The following is a 23621-nucleotide window of genomic DNA, read 5'->3' as shown; positions in this document are numbered from 1 at the left end:
GCCCGCCCGAGGTCAGCCGGCGGGGGCGAGGTGGCCGTCGGTGAGGGTGAGCACGGCGTCGGCGGCGGTGAGGGCGGCGTGGTCGTGGGTGACCAGGAGGGTGGTGCGGCCGCGAGTGGCGTCGAGGATGTCGGCGAGGACGGCGGCGGCGGTTTCCGGGTCGAGGCCCTCGGTGGGTTCGTCGAGGACGAGCACGGGCGGGTCGGCGAGCAGGGCGCGGGCCAGCAGCAGGCGCTGGCGCTGGCCGCCGGACATGGTGGCGCCGTCGCCGCCGAGCATGGTCTCCCAGCCGTCGGGGAGCGACTCGATCCAGTCGAGCAGCCGGGCCCGGCGGGCGGCCTCGCGCAGGTCCTCGTCGGCGGCGTCGGGGCGGGCCAGCCGCAGGTTGGCCCGGATCGTGGTGTGGAAGACGTGGGCGTCCTGGGTCACGCCGGTGATCACCCGGCGGACGTCGGCGCCCGCGCAGTCGCGCAGTTCGCGGCCGCCGACCCGGATGCTGCCGCTCTCGTAGGGGACGAACCGCATCAGCGCGGCGATCAGGGTGGACTTGCCGGAGCCGCTCGCGCCGAGCAGGGCGACCCGGCGGCCGGGGGGCAGACGGAGGCTGACCCCGTCGAGGGCGGCGGGGCCGTCGGGGCGGTGGCGCACCCGCAGGTCGGTGATCTCGACGCCGAGCGGGCCGTCGCTGGGCAGTGGGGCCGGGTCGGCCGGGTCGGTGACCGGGGCCGGGGCGTCCATCAGGTCGGCCAGCCGGCGGGCGGAGGCCCAGACGTCGGCCAGCCGGCGGGCGGCGGCGGGCAGCGCGGCCAGCGCGTCGAAGGAGACCAGGGCGAGCACCGCGAGGACGGTGAGCTGGACGGCGGGCAGCCGGCCGTCGGCGTGGGCGCGCAGGCCGAGCCAGGTGGCGCCGACGGTGGCGGCGCCCTGGAACAGTAGGACCACGGCGGAGGCGAGCGAGGTGGTGAGCGCCGCGCGGCGCTCCAGGGCGGCGATCCGGGCGGTGGCCTCGGCGGCCCGCCGGTGGGCGCGACCGCGGGCGCCGTAGGCGGCGAGGTCGGCGGCACCCTCGGTCAGGTCGACGGTGAGCGCGGTGAGTTCGGCGCGCGCGGCCTTCTCCGCCCGCCCGCCGCGGCGGGACAGCGCGAGCACCAGGGCGGGCACCAGCAGGCCGGCCGCGGCGAGCAGCGCCCCGATCAGCAGGCCGGCGGAGGGCAGCAGCACCAGGGCGGTGCCGGTGGCGGTGGCGGCGACCAGGGCGGCCGCGGTGACCGGGACGAGCACGCGCAGCAGCAGGTCCTGGGCGGCGTCGACGTCGTCGACCAGCCGGGTCAGCAGGTCGCCGCCGCGGAACGCCGGGGTGCCGGCCGGGGCGAGCGGGACGAGTGCCTCGTAGACCCGGGCGCGGAAGCCGGCGACGGCGCGCAGCACGCCGTCGTGGCCGAGCAGCCGGTCGGCGTAGCGCAGGGTGCCGCGGCCGAGGGCGAGGGCGCGCACGGCGACGATGGCGACGGCGACGGCGGAGATCGGCGGCTGCTCGGCGGCGCGGGTGATCAGCCAGGCGGCGGTGGCCATCAGGGCGGCGCCGCTGAGCTCGCTGCCGGCGGCGGCGAGGACGGCGGGCAGCAGCCGGCGCCAGTGCGGGAGCAGATGGCGCAGCAGCCGGACGGTGGGGCGGGAGGCCGGGGGGTTGGTCATGGGAGGAGCACCACTTCTTCGGTGGCCGGGGCGGGTTCGAGGGCGCCGGCCCGGACGGTGACGATCCGGTCGGCGTGCGGCAGCAGGCTCCTGCGGTGGGCGACCACGATCGCGGTGCGCCCGCGCATCAGCTCGGCGGTGGCCCTGGTCACGGCGGCCTCGCTCTCCGGGTCGAGGTGGGCGGTCGGCTCGTCCAGCAGCAGGATCGGCGCGTCCTTGAGGAACGCGCGGGCCAGGGCGACGCGTTGGCGCTGTCCGGCGGAGAGCCCGGCGCCGTGCTCGCCGAGCAGGGTGTCGTAGCCCTGCGGCAGCGCCTCGGCGAAGCCGTCGGCGCAGGCGGCCCGGGCGGCCGCGCGGACCTCGGCGTCGGTGGCGTCGGGGCGGCCGAGGCGGATGTTGTCGGCGACGGTCGCGGCGAACAGGTGCGGGCGCTGGGGCACCCAGGCGACCTGGGCGAGCCAGTCGTCGGGGTCGAGCGCGGCGAGGTCGGTGCCGTCCACCAGGACCCGGCCGGTGCCGGGGGCGGTGAAGCCGAGGAACAGGGCGAGCAGGGTGGACTTCCCGGCGCCGCTCGGGCCCACCAGGGCGAGGTGCTCGCCGGGGTGGACGGTGAGCGAGACGGCGTCGAGGGCGGGCGCGGCGCGGTCGGGGTGGTGGACGGTGACCCCGTCGAGGCGCAGCCGCGCGCTCCGGGCGTCGGGGACCGGCACGGGGGCGGCGCGCCCCGTCGCGGGCTCCTCCTCGTCGAGGACGGCGAAGACCCGCTCGGCCACCGCGATGCCCTCGGCGCTGTCGTGGAACGCCGCACCCGCGGCGCGCAGCGGAAGATAGGCCTCGGGGGCGAGGAAGAGCACGACCAGGGCGGTGCGCAGGTCCAGCTCGCCGGCCAGCAGCCGAAGGCCGACCGGGACGGCGACCATGGCGACCGACAGGGTGGCGACGGTCTCCAGCACCAGCGAGGAGAGGAACGCCACCCGCAGCGTGCGCATGGTGGCCCGCCGGTGGGCGTCGGCCATCTCCCGCACCACACCGGTCTGGTGGTGCTCGCGGCCGAACGCGCGCAGCGTCGGCAGTCCGGCGACGACGTCGAGGAAGTGGCCGCCGAGCCGGGCGAGCAGCCGCCACTGCCGGGCGGTGCGGCGGGCGGTGTGCATCCCGACCAGCGCGCCGAACACCGGGATCAGCGGCAGCGTGAGCACGATGATCAGCGCGGAGGTCCAGTCGGCCCACCAGAGCCGGCCGACGACCACGAGCGGGACGACGGCGGTGGCGGCCATGGTGGGCAGGTAGCCGGTGAGGTACGGGTCGAGGGCGTCGAGGCCGCGGGTGAGCAGGGTGGCCGTCTCACCGTGCCGGCGGGCGGTCAGCCGGCGCGGGCCGGTCTCCCGGAGCCGGGCGGTGAGGCGGTCGCGCAGGGCGCGTTTGGCCTCGGCGGCGGCGCGCTGGGCGAGGGTGCCGCGGGCCCAGGCGAGCAGGGCGCGCAGGGCGAGGACGGCGGCGAGCGCGGCGAGGGCGGTGGTGTCCGGGCGGTGCCCCGCGAAGCCGTCCGCGAGCAGGCCGGCGAGCAGGCCGGCCTGGGCGACGACGAGTGCGGCGCCCAGCAGGGCGAGCGCGGTGGAGGTGGTCAGGTGGCGGCGCACCACCGGGAGTTCGCGCCGCAGACGGCGTTCGGCCGGCTTCATCCCGTGCTCCCTCCCGGGGCGGTGCCCGGCGTGCGGTGCGGAGGGCTTCCGCGGCCCGTCCGGGCCGGTCGGGTGGCGGCCGGGCCGCGGAAGCCGGCTGGAGGACCGCCGGCCGGCGGTGGCGGTGGTCAGAAGTAGCTGGGGTGGCGCAGCCCGGTCCGGCCGCGGAAGGCCCACCAGCTCCAGGCCTGGTAGAGGAGGATCAGCGGGAAGACCACCACGCCGAAGCCGATCAGCAGCTTCAGGGTGGCCCCGTCGGCGACGGCGTCGTCGACGGTGATCCCCGCCCCGGACTCGGCGGCCAGCAGGTACGGGTACTGGCCGGCCCCGATCAGCAGCACCGGCAGCGCGGTCGCGACGCAGGTGGCGGTGAAGGCCAGGGCGTCACGGCCCCGGGCGAGGAACCACCAGCCGGCCGCGACGGCGGCGGCGACGAGCAGGAACAGGACCACCGAGGTGGCGGTCCTGGTCATCGAGGCCCCCGCCCCGAACAGCGACAGCAGCAGTCCGAGGGCGCTCGCGGCACCGGCCGCAGCGATCAGGGTGGCGCCCACCCGCCGTGCGGTGACGGCGAGTTCGGGCTCGGAGCGGAGTGCGATGAAGGCCGCGCCGTGGCCGGCGAAGAGCAGCGCGGTGGCCACCCCGCAGGTCAGTGAGAACGGCGCGAACACGTCGCCGAAGCCGATGTGGAAGGAGCCGTCCGCCCGGCGCGGCACGCCGTGCAGCAGCAGGCCGACCACGATGCCCCAGCACACGGCGGGCACCACGCCGCCGAGCACCACCAGGGCGTTCCACCAACGCAGCGCCCGGGGGCCGCGGGAGCGGCCGCGCAGCTGGACGGCGGCGTTGCCGAGCACCAGGCCGGCCAGGATCGCCACGATCAGCGGGTAGAGGCCGGAGAGCAGGCTGCCCTCCAGGTGCGGGAAGGCGCCGAACATCGCGCCGGCGAAGGCCACCAGCCACACCTCGTTGCCGAGGAAGAAGGGGGCGATCGCGTCGAGCGCGGCGTTCCGTTCCACGGCGCCCGGTTCGGCGGTCCTGCGTTCCGCGGTGTTGCGTTCCGCGGGGTCCGGTTCCCGGCCCGGGGCGGTGCCCGGGCCACCGAGTAGCGGGGACAGCATCTGGACGCCGTAGTCGTAGCCGCCGAGCACGAAGTAGCCGGCGAGCAGCAGGCCGAGGAGGGCCAGCCAGAGGGTCTCCAGGCTCATGTAGCCCAACCTTCCGTCACGTCAGGGGAGTGCATCTCGGTGCGGGATCCGTCGTCGGGCTCAGAAGGCCGGGACCGGCTGCTTGTCGTCGGCGCCGCCCGCGTCGGGCAGGTCGTCGCCGAGCGGATCGCCGGCGCCGAGCTGGGCGCCGTCCGGGCCGCGCCGGGCGAAGCGGGTGATCAGCGTCCAGTTGGTCGCGGCGAGGCCGACGAAGATGGCGATGAACAGCGTGCAGGACACCGCCAGGGCTCCGGTGCTGACGTTGGAGAGCGCGTCGTCGACAGTCAACTCGCCGTAGACCAGCCACGGTTGGCGTCCGATCTCGCGCACCACCCAGCCGCCGACGGAGGCGATGAAGGGCAGCGGGATGATCGCGGTCATCAGGTAGGCGAGCCAGCGCTTGCGCACCAGCAGGTCCTTCAGCAGCAGGAAGACCGCGATGAACGTGATGGTCGAGACGGTGTTGCCGAGGATCGACATCAGGTCCATCGAGTTCTTCACCCAGCCTTCCCAGGGCACGTAGTCCCCGGGGCCGTGCTGGGCGACCAGCCTGGCCTGCTCCTCGGCGACGCCGCCGCCCTTGAGGATGGCGGCCTTCATCGGCTGGGTCCGCTCGATCACCGGGACCTGCAGGTTGCCGACGATGATGACGAAGAACGAGGAGAGCATGCTCACCCAGACGCCCAGCCGCAGCGAGCTGCGGAACAGCTCGGTCTCCCGGGTGCCCTTGGCGAAGTGCCAGGCGCTGATGCCGGCGACGAAGATGCCGCCGGTGGTGAGCGCGGCGAGCGCGATGTGGCCGAGCGCGACCAGCGCGTTGGCGTTGGTGATCAGCGCGACGAAGTCGGTCAGGTAGGCGGCGCCGTCGCGCACCTCGTAGCCGACCGGATGCTGCAGGAAGCCGTTGGCGACCAGGATCCAGAACGCCGAGGCGTACGCGGTGAGGGCGACCAGCCAGATCAGCGCCACGTGCACGCTGCGGCGCATCCGGCCCCAGCCGAAGATCCACATGCCGAGGAAGGTGGACTCGGCGAAGAAGGCGATCAGCGTCTCCAGGGCCAGCGGGGCGCCGAAGACGTTGCCGGCGAACTTGCTCAGTCCGCTCCAGCTGAGTCCGAACTGGAACTCCATGACGAGGCCGGTGACGATGCCGACCGCGTAGTTGATGACGTACAGCTGGCCCCAGAAGCGGGTCATGCGTTCGCGCACCGCGCGGGTGGCGGGGTCGCGGGTGTACGCGGCCCGGGTGTGCATGAACGCCACTATGGGGACCAGCCCCATCGTGAGGATGACGAAGAGCCAGTGCACGCTGGTGGTGGCCGCGAACTGGAGTCGGGCCAGATCCGCAGCGCTCATGATGCGACCTTCCTGGGGGGCGGTTGGCCTCCGGGTCGGCGGACGGATGAGGGGGCAGGGGAGCGGAAGGGAAGGGGAGAGGAGGAAGCGGACGGGTTCCTCGCCTCGCGTGAGCGGGTGACGGACATCGCTGCCCGCCACCCGCTGCGACGAACCCCACCGATGACGTTAGGCGGGATTGCTTATGCGTTCCAAGACCGGTTTTGCTATGTGCCGATAGCCCGTCAGGCATGAGCAGAGGTGAACCGTGGATTTGCTGCAACTGCGCCACTTCCGGACCGTCGCCCGTTTTGAGCACATCAGCCGCGCCGCCGAGGAGCTGAACGTCGCCCAGCCCTCGCTCAGCCGCACCATCGCCAGGCTGGAGGCCGAGCTGGGCACCCCGCTCTTCGACCGGCAGGGCCGGCGGATCCGGCTCAACGAGTACGGCGCGGTGTTCCTGCGCCACGTCGACCGCGCGCTGAGCGAGCTCGACGACGGCCGCCGGGCGCTGCGGGAGGCCCGGGAGACCGGGCTCGGCCGGGTCGGCGTCGCCTCCGAGACGCTGCTGACCGTCACCCATCTGATGGGCGGCTTCCGGGCCGCCTACCCGGGCGCCGAGGTGCGGCTCTTCCAGTCCACCGTGTCCGAGATGGACCGCCAGCTGCGGGCCGGGGAGGTCGACTTCTGCGTGGCCTCGCAACCGCTGACCGGACCGGACCTGGAGTCCGTCGAGCTGCTGCGCGAGGAGGTGCTGCTGGCCGTCCCGCGCGGGCACTGGCTGGACGGCCGGGAGAGCGTGACCATCGCCGAGATCGCCGACGAGCCGTTCGTCACCACCCGGCGGGGCCACTGGCAACGCGCCCTGCTGGAAAGGCTGTTCGCGACCGAGGGGATCTCCCCGAGGCTGTCCTGCGAGGGCGACGAGCCGGGGGCCAGCCAGGACATGATCAGCACCGGCCTGGGCATCGGCCTGATCCCGGCGATGTCCCGGCTGGCCGGCACCGACACCCATGTCCCGGTGGCCTGGGTGCACGTGGAGGCCCCGAACTGCTACCGGGTGCTCACCCTGGTCTGGAACCGCGAGGCCTACCAGTCCGAGGCGGCCCGCCGGTTCCGGGAGTTCACGGTCAGCAGGCCGCTCATGACGCACCGGCGGCCGGATCCGAGGATGCTCCGGGCGCGGACCTGACGGCGCGGGCCCCGGTGATCGATCCTGGCGTGCGCCAGGGTCCTTTGCTACGCTCGAACGCGCTGCCGTGTTCCTGGCCAAGGGCTTCGCGTGTCCGAACGGCCGGTAAGAGATGGCGGGTTGGTGGGAGCGGCATTGCTCCGCACCGACCACCGGCGGCGCCGTCCTTCCTCCCTTTCGTCACGTGACCGGTGCCCTGTTCCGGCGCGCCCTCGCGCGCGCCCGGGCGCCACCGAGGAGTCCCGTCATGCCCAAGATCACCTACGTCGCCGTCGACACGACGGAGCGCACCGTCGACGTACCGGTCGGCACCAGCGTCATGCGCGGCGCCGTCTTCAACGACGTCGACGGCATCGTCGCCCAGTGCGGCGGCAACCTCCAGTGCGCCACCTGCCACGTCTACGTCGACGAGTCGACGCGCGACAAGCCGCAGCCGATCCAGCCCGACGAGAACGACATGCTGGACTTCACCGCCTGCCCGCGCCGCCCCAACAGCCGGCTCAGCTGCCAGCTCACGGTGACCGAAGCGCTGGACGGCCTGATCGTGCACCTGCCCGAGCGGCAGAAGTGATGGCCTTCGCGACGGGCCCCTCGCCGGAGCGCCCCGAACTCGGTCACCCCTCGTCGGTCGTCATCGTCGGAGCCGGCCAGGGGGGCTACCAGACGGCCGCCTCGCTGCGTGAGCACGGCTTCGGGGGGAGACTGGTCCTCATCGACGCGGAGGACGAACTCCCCTACGAGAGACCCCCGCTGTCGAAGGCCTACCTCAAGGGGGAGGTGGACGAGTCCCAGCTGTGGCTGCGACCGGTGAGCTACTACGCGCGCCAGTCGATCGAACTGGTCGCGGGCTCGGTGACGGCGGTCGACCCGGCGGCCCGCACGGTCCGCCTCGCCGACGGCTCGGTGTTCGACTACGGCCACCTGGTGCTGGCCACCGGGGCCACCGCGCGCACGCTCGGCGTGCCGGGGTCCGGGCTGCGCGGGGTGCACACGCTGCGCACCGCCCAGGACGCCGCCGCCCTGCGGTCCTCGCTCGGCGCGGCCCGGCGGGTGGTGGTGATCGGCGCCGGATTCATCGGCCTGGAGTTCGCCGCCGCCGCCCGGCGGGCGGGCTGCGAGGTGACGGTGGTCGAGGCCCTCGACCGTCCGCTGGCCCGGGTGGTCTCCGCCCGCACCGCCGAGCACTTCACCCGGCTGCACCGGCGGGAGGGCAGCCGGCTGCTGTTCGGTCAGGGGGTGGCCGCGCTGCACGGCGACGACCAGGGCCGGGTCGCCTCGGTGGAACTGGCCGACGGCAACCGGCTGTCGGCCGATCTGGTGCTGGCCGGGATCGGGGTGATCCCGCGCACCGGCCTGGCGGCGGCGGCCGGCCTGCGGGTGAGCGGCGGCATCGCCGTCGACTCCCACCTGCTGACCAGCGACCCGCACATCTCGGCGATCGGCGACTGCGCGGCGTTCCCGCAGGTGCGCTCGGGCAACCGGCTGCGGCTGGAGTCGGTGCAGAACGCCGTCGGCCACGCCGAGGCGGTGGCCGCGCGGCTGACCGGCACCGGACGCGGCTACGCCGAACTGCCGTGGTTCTGGAGCGACCAGTTCGCGACCACCGTGCAGATCGCCGGCCTGGACGAGGGGCACGACACCGAGGTGGTGCTCGGTGAGGATCCCGAGGCGTTCTCGGTGCTGCTGTTCCGCGGCGGTGAGCTGCAGGCGGTGGAGTCGGTCAACCGGCCGACCGACCACCTGGCGGCGCGACAGCTCCTTGACCGGGGCGTGGTGCTGGATCCGGCCGATGCCGTCGCCCCCGGCTTCACCCTCCGCGGCCACCTCACGAGCCGCCGCGGCGGCTCCGCCGTGCCGGTCGGCTGACCGGCCAGAGCCCCTCCGCGCACTCCGGCGCCCGTCCCGAACCCCGGGGCGGGCGCTGTTCAGCGGAATACCGGATTCCGAGAACATTGGCCCCACGCCTTTCAAAGGTGAGGTCGCAGAACAAGCGTTTTTTTATTGCCGGACGGTTTTCGGCCACCCCCGGACGGCGTTGTGGCGATCGAACCTTCACAGTTAGTTCATAGGTCGCTGTTGCGGAAGCATCTGCCGGTGAGGCAGGATTCAACAAGATCGCTTGCTTGCTCATTCACTCGTTCGAATAACAAACAGGGGATACGACTGTGCCTGAATCCGCCAGCCCGCAGGGATTCGCCGACGAGACCGAGCTGCGCCGCCTCAACCGGGCCACCGTCGAGCGGTACATGCGGACCCTCGGCCAGGACCGGCTGCGCCGGCACGAGCTCTTCACCGAGGACGGCGTCGGCGGCCTCTGGACCACCGACACCGGCTCCCCGGTCGCCACGCACGGCCGGGACCGCCTGGGTGAGCACGCCGTCTGGTCGCTGAAGTGCTTCCCGGACTGGGAGTGGTACAACGTCGAGATCTTCGAGACCCAGGACCCGAACCGCTTCTGGGTCGAGTGCGACGGCCGCGGGAAGATCCTCTTCGGCGACTACCCGGACGGTTACTACGAGAACCACTTCCTCCACTCGTTCGAATTGGAGAACGGGCGGATCAAGCTGCAGCGCGAGTTCATGAACCCGTTCCAGCAGCTGCGCGCGCTCGGAATCCCGGTGCCGGAAATCAAGCGCACCGGAATACCCACCTGACAATTCAAGAAATCCACCGCCGGATCGGAGTACGTCGTGGAAGACGTCATACGGGAGATTCGTATCCGCGGGGCGTTGCATCAACCCGAATGGAGCGACCTCCTCCAGGTCAGCCGGGTCGGCGAGGCGCTGGCCTCGCGTCCCGCCCTGGTCCAGCCCGACGAGCTGGCCACCTTGCGCACCCTGCTGGGAAAAGTGGCGACCGGCGAAGCGCTGGTGCTGCAGTCCGGGGACTGCGCCGAGGATCCGCAGGAATGTACACGTCAACATGTGGCGCGTAAGTCGGCGCTGCTCGATCTGCTCGCCGGGACGCTCGGATTGCGCACCGGAAAGCCGGTCGTCCGCGCGGGCCGCATCGCCGGACAGTTCGCCAAGCCCCGCTCCAAGCCCACCGAAGTCGTCGAGGGGATCGAACTCCCGGTCTTCCGTGGGCACATGGTGAACGGGCCGGAGCCGGACGCGGAGTCCCGCCGGCCCGACCCGCTGCGCATCCTCACCGGCTACATGGCCGCCGGTGACATCGTCGAGCACCTCGGCTGGCGCGACCGCGCGGCCGGCCGCGACGTGGTCGAGCCCCTGGTGTGGACCAGCCACGAGGCGCTGCTGCTCGACTACGAGACGCCGATGCTGCGCGTCGACGACAAGGGCCGGCTGTTCCTCGGCTCGACCCACTGGCCGTGGATCGGCGAACGCACCCGCCAGGTCGAGGGCGCCCACGTCGCCCTGCTGTCCCAGGTGGCCAACCCGGTCGCCTGCAAGGTCGGCCCCGCCATGGAGCCCGACGAACTCCTCGCCCTGTGCGAGAAGCTCGACCCGTGGCGCGACCCCGGCCGCCTCACCCTGATCGCCCGGATGGGCGCCGAGGCCGTCGCGGACCGGCTGCCGAAGCTCGTCGACGCCGTCCGCGGCGCCGGCCACCCGGTGGTGTGGCTCAGCGACCCGGTGCACGGCAACACCTTCACGGCCCCCGGCGGCCTCAAGACCCGCCTGGTGGGGACCATCGCCCTGGAGGTCGCCCGGTTCGTCGAGGCCGTGCGCGGCTCGGGCGGCGTCGCCGGCGGTCTGCACCTGGAGACCACCCCGGACGACGTCACCGAGTGCGCGTCCACCGAGGCCGACCTCGACTCCGTCGGCGAGCGCTACACGACCTCCTGCGATCCCCGCCTCAACCCGGCCCAGGCCGTCTCCGTGGTGTCCGCCTGGACCGCCTGACCCGTCCGCCCCAGCACGGCACGGCACCACGTCACCCCATCGAGCTCCACCGCCCCGCTCTGCGCGCGCCCCTCACAGACCCTCGCATCACGCAAAGAACCGGAGCCATGACCGGCATACCCCCCATTCCGTCCTACCCGTTACCGGCCGAGGGCGACCTGCCGCCGGCCGTCGTGTCCTGGACCGCCGAGCCGCACCGCGCGGTCCTGCTCGTCCACGACATGCAGCGGTACTTCCTCAACCCCCTCCCCGACGACCTGCGCACCGAGCTGGTGCGCAACGCGGCCCGGCTGCGTGACCGTTGCGCCGGCCTGGGCGTCCCGGTCGCCTACACCGCCCAGCCGGGCGGCATGACCGACGAGGAGCGCGGACTCCTCAAGGACTTCTGGGGCCCGGGCATGCGCCCCGCCCCGGAGGACCGCCAGGTGGTGGACGCCCTGGCGCCCGCCGAGCACGACTGGCTGCTCACCAAGTGGCGCTACAGCGCCTTCTTCCGCACCGACCTGCTCCAGCGGATGCGCGACGCCGGCCGCGACCAGCTTGTGCTCTGCGGCGTCTACGCCCACGTGGGCGTGCTGGCCACCGCCGTCGAGGCCTTCACCAACGACATCCAGGTGTTCTTCGTCGCCGACGCCACCGCCGACTTCTCGGCGGAGTACCACCGCTCGGCGCTCACCTACGCCGCCGAGCGCTGCGCCCGCGTCACCACCGTCAAGGGGCTGTTCGCATGACGAACAGCCCGTACAGCTCGCACAGCCCGTACAGCTCGCACGGCCGGGGCGCCGAGCACGGCGCCCCGGACCTGCTCCGCGAGGTGCTGGAGGGCCGCCCGGAGGCCTTCGCCCTGCTGCACCGGCCGGGCACCACCGCCGAGGGCGGCCCGGTGGTGGAGGTGCTGACCGGCTCGGTCGCCCTGCCCGCCGTGCTCGCCGACATCCCGCTGCCCGCGGCCCCGGAGCCCGGCGCCGGGGAGCGGCACGAGGTGCTCGTGGTGGTCCCCTACCGGCAGCTCGCCGAGCGCGGCTTCGCGGCCGCCGACGACGGGACGCCGCTGGTGGCGATGACCGTCACCGGCCAGCAGCGGGTGCCGCTCGCGGACGCGCTGGTCCGCCTCCCGGACGTGCCGACCACGCTCGCCGGCGGCGCGTTCGACGTCGGCGACGAGGCCTACGGCGAGGTGGTGAGCCGCATCGTCGAGGAGATGATCGGCACCGGCGAGGGCGCCAACTTCGTCATCCGGCGCACCTTCGTCGCCGACATCACCGACTACGGGCCGCTCAGCGCGCCCGCGCTGTTCCGCCGGCTGCTGGAGCGGGAGTCCGGTGCCTACTGGACCTTCCTGGTCCACACCGGCACCCGGACCCTGGTCGGCGCCTCCCCGGAGCGGCACGTCAGCCTCCGCGGCGGCACCGCGGTGATGAACCCGATCAGCGGCACCTACCGCTACCCGCCGTCCGGCCCGACCCTCTCGGGGGTGCTGGAGTTCCTCAGCGACCGCAAGGAGACCGACGAGCTCTACATGGTGCTCGACGAGGAGCTCAAGATGATGTCCCGGATCTGCGGGACGGGCGGGCGGGTGGTCGGCCCGTACCTCAAGGAGATGGCCCGGGTCGCGCACACCGAGTACCTCATCGAGGGCCGCACCGACCGCGACGTGCGGGACGTCCTGCGCGAGACGATGTTCGCCCCCACCGTGACGGGCAGCCCGGTGGAGAGCGCCTGCCGGATCATCCACCGCTACGAACCGGGCGGCCGCGGCTACTACAGCGGCGTCGTCGCGCTGATCGGGCGGGACGCGGCGGGGGAGCGGGTGATGGACTCCGCGATCCTGATCCGGACCGCGGACATCACCCCGCGGGGGCGGATCGGCATCGGCGTGGGCGCCACCATCGTGCGGCACTCCGACCCGGCCTCGGAGGCGGCGGAGACCAGGGCCAAGGCGGCCGGGCTGGTCGCCGCGCTCGACGGCGGTGCGAAAAAACGTTTCGCCGACCATCCGAGCGTGCTCCGAGCCCTGGAGTCGCGCAACGACTCGATCGCCGGCTTCTGGCTCGCCGATACCGAGGCCCGCGCCTCGGCCCGGCCCGAACTCGCCGGGCGCAGCGTCCTGGTGGTCGACGCCGAGGACACCTTCACCTCGATGATCGACCAGGAGCTGCGTTCCCTGGGCCTGCGCGTCACGGTCCGCCGGTTCGACGAGGAGTACTCCTTCGAGGGCCACGACCTGGTGGTGATGGGTCCCGGGCCGGGCGACCCGCAGGAGGCCGCGCATCCCAAGATGCGCCATCTGCGCGGCGCGATCGACACGCTGCTGGCGGAGCGCCGGCCGTTCCTCGCGGTCTGCCTCAGCCACCAGGTGCTCGGGCTGCGGCTCGGGCTGCCGATCCGCCGCCGGACGGTGCCCAACCAGGGGGTGCAGAAGGAGATCGACCTCTTCGGCACCGTCGAACGGGTCGGCTTCTACAACACCTTCGCCCTGCTGAGCGCGGCGGAGGAGTTCCCCGCCGAAGGCGTCGGCCCGGTGCGGGTCAGCCGTGACCCGGCGACCGGGGAGGTCCACGCGCTGCGCGGGCCCGGCTTCGCCTCGCTCCAGTTCCACCCCGAGTCCGTCCTCACCCGGGAGGGGCCGCGGATCGTGGCCACCGTCCTGTCCGGACTGCTCGGCCCGGCGAGGGTCCCCGACCCCGCCTGATCCGCCCGGGACCGCCGGGCCGGCGCATCACCCCCCGTGCGCGCCGGCCCGGCTCCAGGCTGCCCGGTTCCACGCTGCCCGGTTCCACGCTGTCCGGTTCCACGCTGCCTTGTGTTCCACCCCCTGCCCGGTTCCACCCTGCCCGCCGCGCCCACTGTGTACGGCCGCCGCGGCGGTGCCCCCGCATTCCCAATGACGAGTGGGAGGACCCATGCACCAGTACGTCGTCGTCGACGCCTTCGCGCGCCGGCCGCTCACCGGCAACCCGGTGGCGGTCTTCTTCGGGGCCGACGACCTCTCCGCCGACCAGATGCAGCGCATCGCCCGGGAGATGAACCTCTCCGAGACCACCTTCGTCCTCGCCCCCCGGGAGGGCGGGGACCACCATGTGCGGATCTTCACCCCGGTGAACGAACTCCCCTTCGCCGGGCACCCGTTGCTCGGCACCGCGATCGCCCTGGGCGACCGCACCGAGGCCGGCACGCTGCGGATCGAGACCGCGATGGGCGTCATCCCGTTCGAGCTGGAGCGGGAGGGCGGCCGGACCGTCGCGACCAGCATGCGCCAGCCGGTGCCGGTCTGGGAGCCGTTCGACCGGGCCGAGGAGCTGCTCTGGGCGCTGGGCGTGAGCGGCTCGACGCTCCCCGTGGAGATCTACCGCAACGGCCCGCGGCACGTCCTGGTCGGCTTCGAGAGCGTCGAGGCGCTGTCCAAGGTGGACCCGGACCACCGGGCACTGGCCCGGTTCCCGGACATGGCCACCAACTGCATCGCCGGCGCCGGGACCGTCTGGCGCAACCGGATGTTCTCGCCCGCCTACGGGGTGGTGGAGGACGCCGCGACCGGCTCCGCCGCCGGCCCGATCGCCATCCACCTGGCCCGGCACGGTCTCGGTGCCTACGGGCAGCGCATCGAGATCACCCAGGGCGTCGAGATCGGCCGCCCCTCGCCGATGGGCGCCCTGGTGCACGGCGAGGGGGACCGCGTCGACAGCGTCGAGGTCTCGGGCCACGGCGTCATCACCATCGAAGGAGTCCTGCATGTCTGACCTGTCGAGGCGTTCCGAGTCGCTGACCGGGACGGTCGTCGTCGACTTCCCGGAGTTCCGCACCCCGCCGGCCGAGCCGATGGGCCTGCTGAACTCCTGGCTGGCCGCCGCGGCCGGGCACGGGGTGCGGGAGCCGCGCGCCCTCGCGCTGGCCACCGCCGACGCCCGGGGCCGCAGTTCGTCCCGGATCCTGGTGATCAACCGGATCACCGAGCGGGGGATCGTCTTCGCCACCCACGCCGGCAGCCAGAAGGGCCGCGAGCTGGCGGAGAACCCCTGGGCCTCCGGCGTCCTGTACTGGCGGGAGACCAGCCAGCAGGTGATCCTGGCCGGGCCGGTGCGGCAGCTGCCGGACACCACCGCCGAGGAGCTGTGGGCGGCCCGGGCGGTGTTCACCCACCCGATGACCACCGTCTCGCAGCAGAGCCGGCCGGTGGAGGACCTCGACCACTTCGAGGAGATCCGGGCCAAGGCGCTGGAACTCGGCCGCCCGCAGCAGCCGCTGCCCCGCCCCGCGTCCTACACCGCGTTCGAACTGGTGCCCGACGTCCTGGAGTTCTGGGCCGACGGCACCGACCGGCTGCACGAGCGGCTGCGCTACGACCGCACCGCCGACGGCTGGGGGATCAGCCGGCTCCAGCCGTGACCCCCGCGCGGAGCACCCTCCGCGCCGACCCCGCCCACCGCCCGGGAGATGTCATGACCTCGCCACAGATCTTCACCGACCGGCACGACCTGCGCGCCCGCAACCGGCGGGCCGTCGAGCAGTACCTGGAGACCGGTCCCGAGGCCCGGCTGCGCCGGTACACCCTCTACACCGAGGACGGCACCGCCGCCCTCTTCTACACCGACATCGGCCGGCCCATCGTGGTCACCGGCCGGGAGAAGCTGAAGCGCCACAACGAGCTCTCCCTCGAAGTCCTGCCCGACTGGCAGTGGTCCGACGTCCGGCTCTACGAGACCCAGGACCCGGACCTCATCATGGTCGAGTGCGACGGCGAGGGGACGATCCGCTTCCCCGGCTATCCCGAGGGCCGCTACCGCAACCACTTCATCCACGGCTTCACGCTGCGCGACGGCCTGATCGCCGCCAGCCGCGAGTACACCAACCCGATCGAGCACATGAAGTCGCTCGGCATCGAGACCCCGCACATCCGGCGGGACTGGATTCCCACCGACTGACCGGCCGGCCAAGGGAATCCGGGTGTCGCACGCACGCACCAAGGAGATTCGATGGAGTTCCACTCGTGTCCCAGGAACCACGGACGGGCGATCCCCGCCGCCGCCGGTTCCGTCCTCTGCGCCCCGTGCATCAGACAGCTGGAACGCACCCTGCGGGCGCTCCCGGAGCTGCACCGGGAGTGCCTGCACCACATCCAGTCGGAGCCCCGGCGGCGCAACCCCACCAGGGTCTCCGGGACCCGCCGCCGGGACCGGCTGAACCTGGCGGCGATCGACGCCCGCAACAACATCGTGGCGATCCTGGAGTCCTGGTCGGGATTCGCCGCCGAGCGGCTGGGCGCCGAGGGGCCGGGCACCGAGCGCCTCGGCGCCCAGCCGCCCGGCGCCGCCACGGCGATCCGCTCCGTGCCGCACCTGGCGCGGTTCCTCGGCCGTCACCTGGACTGGCTCACCGCGCAGCCGCCGGCCGCCGAGTTCGCCGACGAGATCGAGGAGCTGCGGGTCGAACTGCTCAACGCGATCGACCCCGAGGCCGCCGACCGCCCCGAGCCGTCCACCAGGGACTGCGTGGTGGACGGCTGCCCGGGGACGATCGACACCTCACCGCAGCAGCACACCGGGGGACGGAGCAGCATCGGCTGCTCGTCCGGACACTCATGGGGGATACGCGAATGGCTCACGCTACGGCATCTCATGGACCAGCGGCGAGAGGCGGCGGTCTGAGCCGTCCGCCCCGCCACCGGCTGGTGCCGACGAACGTCGCCGCGCTCGCCGCGGGCGTCTCGGAGGCGACCATCCGCAAGTGGGTCAGCCGGGGGAAGATCACCCGCTACGGGACACCGGGCCGCTCGGAGTTCGACATCGAGGAACTCACCGCGATCGCCCTGCGCCGCCGGCCCGAGCAGCTGAGCAGCTGAGCTGCTGAGGGGCGCCGGGGCACCTGAGCACCGACAACCCCGCGGATCCGCTGCCGGGCGGGCGGCAACACCGCCCGTCAACGGATCCGCGGGTGCTCCGTGTCGGGACCCGGCGCGCCGTCAGCGCCGCTCGTAGCGGCGCTTGTGCCCGCTGATCCCCGCCAGCCGGAACGGTCCGGTGGTCTGCTCCGGGGTCGGGTGGTCGCCGCCGTCCGTCGGCAGGGACCGCAGGTGCAGCTCGCGGTAGCGGTCGTAGCCGATCGGCCGGCGCCGCTCGACCGCCGCCCGGTGCTCCGCCGTGCGCAGGTGCGCCCGGTAGCCCGGCACGACCGTCCCGGCGAAGAACTCCGCGACGCTGCCCGAGCCGTAGCTGAGGAAGCCCACCGGCCGCCCGTCGAGCTCCTCCGCCTGGTCGAGCAGCGCGGCCAGGCCCAGGTAGACCGAGGCGGTGTAGCTGTTGCCGATCACCTCGTTGTACGCGGTGGTCAGTCCCAGCGCCTCCTGGACGGCCGTCTCGTCGGTGTCGTACCCGGCGGAGTTCAGCAGGTGGCGGTGCGCCTTGTAGGCCATCCTGGTGAACGGCTGGTGGTAGCAGAAGGCGCTGAAGTCCTCCAGCGGCCGGCCGCCCTGCTCGCCGTAGTCCTTCCAGGTGCCCTGCACGGCCTGGAGGTAGGCGCCGATCGACTCCTGGCCGTCGACCAGCGCGGCGTCCCGGTAGTTCGGCCGCCAGAAGTCCATGACGTCCGCGGTGAACAGGCCCGAGGGCGCCTCTATCCGCACCAGCGCCGGGTCCGCGGTGACCAGCATGGCCACCGCGGCGGCGCCCTGGGTGGCCTCGCCGGGGCTGTCCAGCTCGTACTTGGAGACGTCGCTCGCCACCACCAGGACCTTCTGGGAGGGGTCGCGGTGGATCAGGCCGAGGGCGAACTGCAGGGCGGCGGTGGCGCCGTAGCAGGCCTGCTTGAGCTCGACGACCCGGGTCGCCGACGGCAGTCCGAGCAGCGAGTGGACGTACACGCCGGCGGCCTTCGCCTGGTCGATCGAGGACTCGGTGGCGAACACCAGGGTGCGGATGCCGTCCGCGCCGTGCCGGGCGACGATCGGGGCGGCGGCCGCGGCGCCCAGGGTGACGATGTCCTCGTCGGCTGCGGGCACGCTCATCGACCGCTGGCCGATGCCCACGTGGTACTTGCCGACCGGCGTGCCGTTGTGCTCGGCGAGCGCCGTGTGCGGCAGCACGAACTCGGTGGTGGCGAACGAGAGGTCGTGGATGCCGACCGCGGTGGCGGTGGTACTCGTGGACATGCGCTAAACCCCGACCTTCTCCGTCGCCTTGCCGCGTTCCAGGTGGACGTGGGCGCGCATCAGCTCGCCCGGGTTGGTCTGCGCCGCGAGCAGCGAGAGCTCGCCGCAGAGCACGGTCGCCGCCGCGATGACGGCCAGCCGGCGGGCGTTCTCCCCCGGCTCGCGGTCGGCCCGGCAGCCGAGCCGGGCCAGGTTGCTCTCCACGAAGTCGAGCCCCTTGCCGTTGCCCACCGTGCCGACGATCAGGTTCGGCAGGGTGCAGGCGAAGTACAGGTCGCCGTCGCGGTCCTCGGCCATCACCACGCCCTGCGAGCCCTCGACGATGTTGGCCGCGTCCTGCCCGGTGGCCAGGTAGAAGCCGAGCAGCATGTTGGCGAAGTGGGCGTTGGCCGAGCGGATGCCGCCGGCCAGCAGGGTGCCCAGCATGTTCTTGCGGACGTTCAGCTGGACGACCTTCGCCGCCGTGGTGCGCAGCACGCCGGTGACCACCTCGCGCGGCACCAGCAGCTCGGTGACCACGTTCTTGCCGCGGCCCAGGATGCCGTTGACGGCGGTCGCCTTCTTGTCGGTGCAGTAGTTGCCCGAGATCGAGCCGTAGGAGATGCCCGGGACCGTCCGCAGCAGGTGCTGCAGCAGCACGTCGGAGGCGAGCGTCGCCATGTTGTGGCCGGAGGCGTCGCCGGTGGTGAACTCGAACCGGACGAACAGCAGGTTGGCGTTGATCTCGTGCCGGACGCCGACGAGTTCGGCGAAACGGCTGCAGCCGCGCACCACCTCCTTCAGCTCCTCGAAGCGGGCCTCGATGGAGCGGGCGGCGGCCAGCGCGGTCTGCGCGTCGGTCGCCTCGACCAGCACCGAGCGGGTCATCCGCTCGTCGACCAGGGTCGCCACGATGCCGCGCTCGGCGAGCATGGAGACCTTCGCGCCGCGGCCCACCGAGGGCCACAGCGGGGACTCGTAGGTGGCCAGCGGGACGTGCGTCTCGGTGCTGGTGACGTTCCCGGAGATGCGCACCGGTCCCACCCAGCGCATCGGGACGCCGGCGACGGCGTGTTCGTCGGTCATCGGGTGCCTCCCGTGAGGTCGTCGGCGGTGGCGGTGGCGGTGGCGGTGGCGGTGGCGGTGGCGGTGGTGGTGGCGGTGGCGGAGCGGCGGGCGAACTGAGCGGTGTCGACGCCGCGGTCGGCGCAGAACTCCCGCAGCGAGCCCTGGATCAGCAGGTCGCAGCGGGTGAGGTCGGCCGGGGTGGCCGCGCCGAGCATGGTCATCAGCGCCGCCAACTGGTCGAGCCAGGTGGTGAGCTGATCGACCAGCGCGTCCACGCCCTCGTCCATCAGGGTGCGCAGGAAGGTGCCGGACGCCCCGACGCCCCGGGCGCCGAGCGCCAGCGCGCGGGCCACGTCGAGCGGGTGGCGCACGCCGCCGGAGGCCAGCACGGGCAGGTCCACGCCCTGCGCGTCCAGCAGGCAGGCGGCGGTGGACAGGCCCCAGCCCTCCAGGAAGGTGTAGTCGCGCAGGTCGCGCCGGCCGTTCTCGATCCGGGCGAAGTCGGTGCCGCCCCGGCCGCCGAGGTCGGCCACCCGCACGCCCAGCTCACGCAGCGTCAGGACGGTCTCCCGGCTGAGCCCGAAGCCGACCTCCTTGACGATCACCGGGACGTCCACGCCCGCCGCGATCTTGCCGATCTGCGGCACCCAGGCGGAGAACGAGCGGTCGCCCTCCGGCATGACCGTCTCCTGGACGGTGTTGACGTGGATCTGCAGGGCGTCGGCCGCCAGCAGGTCGACGGCGCGCCGCGCCTTCTCCACCGAGGCGGTGGCGTTGACGTTGGCCAGCACGAAGCCGTCCGGGTTCTCCTCGCGCAGCACGCTGAAGGTGCCGGCGCAGGACTCGTCCTTGAAGTACGCGCTCATCGAGCCGGAGGCGATCGGCACCCCGGTCCGCCGGGCGGCGATCGCGAGGTCGCGGTTGATCCGGCCGGTCATCTCGCTGCCGCCGGTCATCGCGTTGATGTACAGCGGGACCGGCCAGGAGAGGCCAGCGAAGGTCGTGGCCAGGGACACCCGGGGCCGGTCGATGCCGGCCAGGGCGTGGTGGACGAACGACACCTCGTCGAACTGGTTGCGCCCGACGTGGCCGTGCTGCTGCTCGACCGCGAGCCGGACGTGGTCGTCCTTGCGTTGCGAGATCATTCCTCGTTCCCTTCCAGGGCGGGACGCAGGGCCAGGGGTCGTACCCCGGCCGCGGCCCACCGCTCCCGTAGCTGGTCGATGTCGGGCGACGCGTCCGCGGTCCCACTGAGCGCGGTGTCCAGCAGCGCGATGCCGCAGTCGCCGCCCCCGGCACCCGAGGGCTTGGCCGCTCCGCCCGCGGCCTCGGCGGCCTCGCACAGGGCGGTCAGGGCGGGGGTGAAGACGCCGAGCCCGACCTCGTCGTCGAGCCGGGCCAACTCCCGGCGGGCGCGCCGGATCTGCTCCAGCAGGCCCGGCCGGTCGCCCCGTTCGAACGCCTCGGCGGCGGCCCGTACGACGTCCTCGGCGGCGGCCGTGTACCGCCGGTGGGCGGGTGTGCCGCGCGGGCCGCGCCGCCGCAGGCCGGCCACCAGGTCCGCGGTGGAGGCCGGGGTGCCGGTCCAGCCGACCTCCAGGGCCAGCCCGGGGACCGGCGGCAGCCGGCGCACCGCGAAGCCGGGCCAGGGCTCGGCCAGCGCCCCGGCCACCCCCCGGCGGCGGGCCAGGTCGAGCACGGCGGTCCGGTCGGGCGACCGGTAGGCGATCCAGCCGCCCCAGGTGCTGGCGGCGAGGTCGCCGCCGGAACCCTTGGGGTCGAGCCCGGCCGAGGCCAGCAGGGCCAGCCGGTAGCGCTGCTCGGCCGACAGCGCCAGGTCGGCGTACGCGGCCACCGCCGCGACGGTCGCCACGGTCACCGCGCCGCTGGAGCCCAGGCCGAACTTGACGCCGTCCTGGTGCAGCCGGCTGCTGATCGCGAGGTCCAACTCCGGCGCGGGCCGGCCGTGTTCGGCCAGCAGCCGGGCGACCGTCTCGACCGCGGCGACGACGTGCGCCAGCTCGCGCCGGGCCCGGGCCGGATCCGCCGCGCCGACCGGGTCGAGCCGGCCCTCCCGCCACCGCCAGCGCACCGGCGCGGCGGCGAGGTCGGAGGAGAGCAGGACGCCCGGGCCGGCGGCGGGCTCGGTGGCGGTGGCGGTGACGTGGCGGTCGACCGCCACCAGGATCGCCGCGCCGCCGGGCTCCACCACCGCGTACTCGCCCGCGACGAACAGCTTGCCCGGCGCGCGCCGTACCACCGGCGGGCGGGCGCCGCTCACGCGTCCGCGTCCGGGCTCGGGCCCAGCAGCCGGACGCCCGGCCCCGGCCCGGCGAGGTGCACCGCACCGTCGCCGACGGCCCCGCGCACCGCCGCGGCCACCCGCTCGGCCTCCGCGCCCCGGCAGAGCACCTTGACGTTCGGCCCGGCGTCCATCGTCGCGTACGCCGCCACCCCGGCGCCCCGCAGCTCCTGCACGGCGTCCAGCACGGTCAGCGTGGCCGCCGAGAGGTAGCGCACCGCCGGGCGCGCCGCCAGCATGGTGGCGTGCATCCCGAGCGCGTTGCGCTCGGCGATCTCGCCCACCGCGTCGAGGTCGGCGCGGTTCAGCGCGTCCCGCATCCCGATCAGGTCGGCCTGGCTGGAGGCGGCCCACGGCCGGTACAGCGGCGAGGTGTCGACGGTGCGCCGCATCGCCTCCCGGCTGGACACCGCCTTGGGTCCGGCGTCGACCACCGCGACCACCAGAGCCGGGTCCAGCGCGCGCACCGGCACCGTCAGCGGCTCGGCGTACGAGCCGAGGTCGGGGTCGGCGTGGCCGGGCTGTCCGGCGTGCCACAGGGCGAAGCCGCCGAAGACCGACCGCGAGGCCGAGCCGGAGCCGCGCCGGGCCAGCCGGGACAGCCCGGTGGCGTCCAGGCCCAGCCCGTAGGCGGCGCTCGCGGCGGTGGCCAGCGCGGCGAACCCGCTCGCGGAGGAGGCCAGTCCGGCGCCGGTGGGCACGGTGTTGCGGGTCTCCACGACGGCCCGCAGCGGCAGTCCGGCGCGCTCGCGGACCAGGTCCAGGAAGGCGACCACCCGGCGCAGCGGCTCGCCCTCCAGCGGCACGCCGTCGAGCGCGACGGCGTCGTGCGCGGCGCCGGGGGCGAGCCGGACCCGGGTGGTGGTCGGGAAGACGTCCAGGGTCAGCGAGAGGCTGTCGGTCCACGGCAGGACGAGCCGCTCGTCCCGCTTGCCCCAGTACTTGACCAGCGCGATGTTCGGATGCGCGACGGCGGTGGCGTCGCCGGCGGCGGCCGGGTGGTCGGGCACGGCGACGGGCTGCTCAACGGCCATGGCCGGCCTGCTCCCCGAGCGGGACGGACCAGGTCTGGACGGCGCCGGCGGCCAGCAGCCGGCGGGTGACCTCGGCCGCCTGCTCCGCGCGGGCCAGCGCGATGACGCAGCCGCCCATCCCGCCCCCGGTGATCTTGGCGCCGAGGCCGCCGCCGGCCAGCGCGGCCTCGACCATGGTGTCGATCCGCTCGGTGCTCAGCCCGCCGTCCCGCAACAGTCCGTGATAGTCGGTGAGTTGGGCGCCGAGCTGCTCCGGCCGGCCCTCGGCGAGCGCCAGCCGGGCGGTCTCGGTGAGCTCGGTGGCCCGGCGCACGAAGGCCGCCCGGGAGCCCGGACGGTCCTCGAAGCCGCGGCGCAGCAGTTCGACGGCGTCCTTGGTGCGGCCCGCGACGCCGCTGTCCGCGACGATGAACAGGCCCTCGCAGCCGATCGGCAACTCCTCGGCCCGGCCCGCCTGGAACAGCAGCGGGGCCGTCGCGCCGACGGCCATCGCGTCGACGCCGCTGGCCCGCCCGTGCGCCACGTTCTCGGCCGTCTGCACCAGGTCGAAGGCCAGCTGCGGCGACACCTCGCGCTCGAAGAGGTCGGCCAGCGCGTGGACCACCGCCCGCGCGCAGGCCGCGCTGGAGCCGAGCCCGCGGCCGACCGGGATCGCGCAGTCGATGATCACGTCGAGGTGCAGGGTGTCGGGCACGCCCAGGACGGCCCGGAACTCGGCGGTCAGCCGGTGCAGTCCGTCGGAGGCCTGGGTGGCCTTCGGCCGGGCCCGGTCACCGGTCATGGTGAGGGAGAAGTCGTCGGGGTCGGCGGGCGACTGCGCGGAGTACCCGGCGGTGGCGGTGACGGTCAGCTGCGGCATCGGGAGGGCGAGCGCCGGGGCTCCGTAGACCACCGCGTGCTCGCCCAGCACGATGGCCTTGGCACGGGCCCGACCGGTGCCGACCGGCCGGGTCCCGCGCTGCTCCGACAGCCCCTCGGCTGCGGCGGGTAGGGACAACGAACTCAGCTCCCCGTGTCGTTTCTGCATGGAGATCGCTCATCCAGAGTTCTCGTAAGGACGTGGATCCGGCGGCAGGCGGCGCCCGGCCACGTGCCGGGACGGCGAAGGGCCCGCCG

Annotated in this window: 22 protein-coding genes; 12 read left to right on the top strand and 10 right to left on the bottom strand. The window is 73.9% G+C overall.

What is annotated here, in order from left to right:
- Positions 1-12: 12 nt before the first annotated feature.
- The 4 genes from cydC to ACFVVU_RS35655 all read right to left on the bottom strand — a co-directional run bounded on the left by cydC (position 13) and on the right by ACFVVU_RS35655 (position 5941).
- Entirely contained in the window at positions 13-1695 is a 1683-nt protein-coding gene (gene cydC, locus ACFVVU_RS35670) for a thiol reductant ABC exporter subunit CydC (RefSeq protein ID WP_380681910.1), read from the bottom strand.
- Positions 1692-3377, bottom strand: a complete 1686-nt coding sequence (gene cydD, locus ACFVVU_RS35665; protein WP_387794011.1) for a thiol reductant ABC exporter subunit CydD — start codon at positions 3375-3377, stop codon at positions 1692-1694. The genes cydC and cydD overlap by 4 nt, the downstream gene beginning before the upstream one ends.
- 128 nt (positions 3378-3505) lie before the next feature.
- Positions 3506-4585: a cytochrome d ubiquinol oxidase subunit II gene (locus ACFVVU_RS35660; RefSeq protein WP_387794010.1), complete on the bottom strand. Its 1080-nt coding sequence runs from the start codon at positions 4583-4585 to the stop codon at positions 3506-3508.
- Positions 4586-4645: 60 nt separating this feature from the next.
- A complete protein-coding gene (locus ACFVVU_RS35655; protein ID WP_387794009.1) occupies positions 4646-5941 on the bottom strand; it encodes a cytochrome ubiquinol oxidase subunit I in 1296 nt (431 codons plus the stop codon).
- 247 nt (positions 5942-6188) lie between these two features.
- Here ACFVVU_RS35655 and ACFVVU_RS35650 point away from each other — a divergent pair, with 247 nt between their 5' ends.
- The 12 genes from ACFVVU_RS35650 to ACFVVU_RS35595 all read left to right on the top strand — a co-directional run bounded on the left by ACFVVU_RS35650 (position 6189) and on the right by ACFVVU_RS35595 (position 16817).
- Positions 6189-7112, top strand: coding sequence for a LysR family transcriptional regulator (locus ACFVVU_RS35650; RefSeq protein ID WP_380682824.1), 924 nt, complete (start codon positions 6189-6191; stop codon positions 7110-7112).
- 247 nt (positions 7113-7359) lie between these two features.
- Positions 7360-7683, top strand: coding sequence for a 2Fe-2S iron-sulfur cluster-binding protein (locus tag ACFVVU_RS35645; RefSeq protein WP_380682825.1), 324 nt, complete (start codon positions 7360-7362; stop codon positions 7681-7683).
- Positions 7683-8978 (top strand): NAD(P)/FAD-dependent oxidoreductase, encoded by a 1296-nt coding sequence (locus tag ACFVVU_RS35640; RefSeq protein WP_380682826.1) that lies wholly within the window; start codon positions 7683-7685, stop codon positions 8976-8978. Before ACFVVU_RS35645 ends, ACFVVU_RS35640 begins: the two co-directional genes overlap by 1 nt.
- A 299-nt stretch (positions 8979-9277) precedes the next feature.
- Entirely contained in the window at positions 9278-9766 is a 489-nt protein-coding gene (locus tag ACFVVU_RS35635) for a PhzA/PhzB family protein (protein ID WP_380682827.1), read from the top strand.
- A 36-nt stretch (positions 9767-9802) separates the two neighbouring features.
- The gene (locus ACFVVU_RS35630; protein ID WP_380682828.1) at positions 9803-10978 is read left to right on the top strand and encodes a 3-deoxy-7-phosphoheptulonate synthase; all 1176 of its coding nucleotides are present in this window, start codon (positions 9803-9805) and stop codon (positions 10976-10978) included.
- A 107-nt stretch (positions 10979-11085) separates the two neighbouring features.
- Positions 11086-11709 (top strand): isochorismatase family protein, encoded by a 624-nt coding sequence (locus ACFVVU_RS35625; RefSeq protein WP_380682829.1) that lies wholly within the window; start codon positions 11086-11088, stop codon positions 11707-11709.
- On the top strand, positions 11706-13670 hold the full coding sequence (locus tag ACFVVU_RS35620) for an anthranilate synthase family protein (RefSeq protein WP_387794008.1): 1965 nt from the start codon (positions 11706-11708) through the stop codon (positions 13668-13670). Before ACFVVU_RS35625 ends, ACFVVU_RS35620 begins: the two co-directional genes overlap by 4 nt.
- Before the next feature lie 211 nt (positions 13671-13881).
- A complete protein-coding gene (locus tag ACFVVU_RS35615) occupies positions 13882-14718 on the top strand; it encodes a PhzF family phenazine biosynthesis isomerase (RefSeq protein ID WP_355366933.1) in 837 nt (278 codons plus the stop codon).
- Positions 14711-15364 (top strand): phenazine biosynthesis FMN-dependent oxidase PhzG, encoded by a 654-nt coding sequence (phzG, locus tag ACFVVU_RS35610; RefSeq protein ID WP_380682832.1) that lies wholly within the window; start codon positions 14711-14713, stop codon positions 15362-15364. The genes ACFVVU_RS35615 and phzG overlap by 8 nt, the downstream gene beginning before the upstream one ends.
- 53 nt (positions 15365-15417) lie before the next feature.
- Positions 15418-15900 carry a PhzA/PhzB family protein gene (locus ACFVVU_RS35605; RefSeq protein WP_355366927.1) on the top strand — a complete coding sequence of 161 codons (483 nt, stop codon included), beginning with the start codon at positions 15418-15420 and terminating at the stop codon, positions 15898-15900.
- Between the two features lie 51 nt (positions 15901-15951).
- Positions 15952-16623, top strand: coding sequence for a hypothetical protein (locus ACFVVU_RS35600; RefSeq protein WP_380682833.1), 672 nt, complete (start codon positions 15952-15954; stop codon positions 16621-16623).
- A 23-nt stretch (positions 16624-16646) separates the two neighbouring features.
- Positions 16647-16817, top strand: coding sequence for a hypothetical protein (locus ACFVVU_RS35595; RefSeq protein WP_380682834.1), 171 nt, complete (start codon positions 16647-16649; stop codon positions 16815-16817).
- Positions 16818-16937: 120 nt separating this feature from the next.
- Here the strand turns inward: ACFVVU_RS35595 and ACFVVU_RS35590 are convergent, their stop codons facing one another.
- From ACFVVU_RS35590 to mvk, 6 genes are read right to left on the bottom strand one after another with little or no spacing between them, the layout of a single operon-like run.
- Positions 16938-18122 carry a hydroxymethylglutaryl-CoA synthase gene (locus ACFVVU_RS35590; RefSeq protein ID WP_380682835.1) on the bottom strand — a complete coding sequence of 395 codons (1185 nt, stop codon included), beginning with the start codon at positions 18120-18122 and terminating at the stop codon, positions 16938-16940.
- 3 nt (positions 18123-18125) lie between these two features.
- Complete coding sequence (locus tag ACFVVU_RS35585) at positions 18126-19187, bottom strand: hydroxymethylglutaryl-CoA reductase (protein ID WP_380682836.1); 1062 nt, start codon at positions 19185-19187, stop codon at positions 18126-18128.
- Complete coding sequence (gene fni / locus ACFVVU_RS35580; RefSeq protein ID WP_387794007.1) at positions 19184-20314, bottom strand: type 2 isopentenyl-diphosphate Delta-isomerase; 1131 nt, start codon at positions 20312-20314, stop codon at positions 19184-19186. The genes ACFVVU_RS35585 and fni overlap by 4 nt, the downstream gene beginning before the upstream one ends.
- On the bottom strand, positions 20311-21450 hold the full coding sequence (locus ACFVVU_RS35575) for a phosphomevalonate kinase (RefSeq protein WP_387794006.1): 1140 nt from the start codon (positions 21448-21450) through the stop codon (positions 20311-20313). Before ACFVVU_RS35575 ends, fni begins: the two co-directional genes overlap by 4 nt.
- Positions 21447-22505 carry a diphosphomevalonate decarboxylase gene (gene mvaD, locus ACFVVU_RS35570; RefSeq protein ID WP_387794005.1) on the bottom strand — a complete coding sequence of 353 codons (1059 nt, stop codon included), beginning with the start codon at positions 22503-22505 and terminating at the stop codon, positions 21447-21449. The genes ACFVVU_RS35575 and mvaD overlap by 4 nt, the downstream gene beginning before the upstream one ends.
- Complete coding sequence (gene mvk, locus ACFVVU_RS35565; protein WP_387794004.1) at positions 22495-23532, bottom strand: mevalonate kinase; 1038 nt, start codon at positions 23530-23532, stop codon at positions 22495-22497. The genes mvaD and mvk overlap by 11 nt, the downstream gene beginning before the upstream one ends.
- Positions 23533-23621: the final 89 nt, after the last annotated feature.

Source organism: Kitasatospora sp. NPDC057965, from assembly GCF_042887135.1.
Classification (GTDB): Bacteria; Actinomycetota; Actinomycetes; order Streptomycetales; family Streptomycetaceae; genus Kitasatospora.
This window is presented reverse-complemented; position numbering and strand designations above follow the sequence as displayed.

Excerpts from the sequence above, each read along its gene's own strand:
- cydC (WP_380681910.1), bottom strand. The coding sequence starts at position 1,695 with ATGACCAACCCCCCGGCCTCCCGCCCCACCGTCCGGCTGCTGCGCCAT.
- cydD (WP_387794011.1), bottom strand. The coding sequence starts at position 3,377 with ATGAAGCCGGCCGAACGCCGTCTGCGGCGCGAACTCCCGGTGGTGCGC.
- ACFVVU_RS35660 (WP_387794010.1), bottom strand. The coding sequence starts at position 4,585 with ATGAGCCTGGAGACCCTCTGGCTGGCCCTCCTCGGCCTGCTGCTCGCC.
- ACFVVU_RS35655 (WP_387794009.1), bottom strand. The coding sequence starts at position 5,941 with ATGAGCGCTGCGGATCTGGCCCGACTCCAGTTCGCGGCCACCACCAGC.
- ACFVVU_RS35645 (WP_380682825.1), top strand. The coding sequence starts at position 7,360 with ATGCCCAAGATCACCTACGTCGCCGTCGACACGACGGAGCGCACCGTC.
- ACFVVU_RS35640 (WP_380682826.1), top strand. The coding sequence starts at position 7,683 with ATGGCCTTCGCGACGGGCCCCTCGCCGGAGCGCCCCGAACTCGGTCAC.
- ACFVVU_RS35625 (WP_380682829.1), top strand. The coding sequence starts at position 11,086 with ATGACCGGCATACCCCCCATTCCGTCCTACCCGTTACCGGCCGAGGGC.
- ACFVVU_RS35620 (WP_387794008.1), top strand. The coding sequence starts at position 11,706 with ATGACGAACAGCCCGTACAGCTCGCACAGCCCGTACAGCTCGCACGGC.
- ACFVVU_RS35615 (WP_355366933.1), top strand. The coding sequence starts at position 13,882 with ATGCACCAGTACGTCGTCGTCGACGCCTTCGCGCGCCGGCCGCTCACC.
- phzG (WP_380682832.1), top strand. The coding sequence starts at position 14,711 with ATGTCTGACCTGTCGAGGCGTTCCGAGTCGCTGACCGGGACGGTCGTC.
- ACFVVU_RS35605 (WP_355366927.1), top strand. The coding sequence starts at position 15,418 with ATGACCTCGCCACAGATCTTCACCGACCGGCACGACCTGCGCGCCCGC.
- ACFVVU_RS35600 (WP_380682833.1), top strand. The coding sequence starts at position 15,952 with ATGGAGTTCCACTCGTGTCCCAGGAACCACGGACGGGCGATCCCCGCC.
- ACFVVU_RS35590 (WP_380682835.1), bottom strand. The coding sequence starts at position 18,122 with ATGTCCACGAGTACCACCGCCACCGCGGTCGGCATCCACGACCTCTCG.
- ACFVVU_RS35585 (WP_380682836.1), bottom strand. The coding sequence starts at position 19,187 with ATGACCGACGAACACGCCGTCGCCGGCGTCCCGATGCGCTGGGTGGGA.
- fni (WP_387794007.1), bottom strand. The coding sequence starts at position 20,314 with ATGATCTCGCAACGCAAGGACGACCACGTCCGGCTCGCGGTCGAGCAG.
- mvaD (WP_387794005.1), bottom strand. The coding sequence starts at position 22,505 with ATGGCCGTTGAGCAGCCCGTCGCCGTGCCCGACCACCCGGCCGCCGCC.
- mvk (WP_387794004.1), bottom strand. The coding sequence starts at position 23,532 with ATGCAGAAACGACACGGGGAGCTGAGTTCGTTGTCCCTACCCGCCGCA.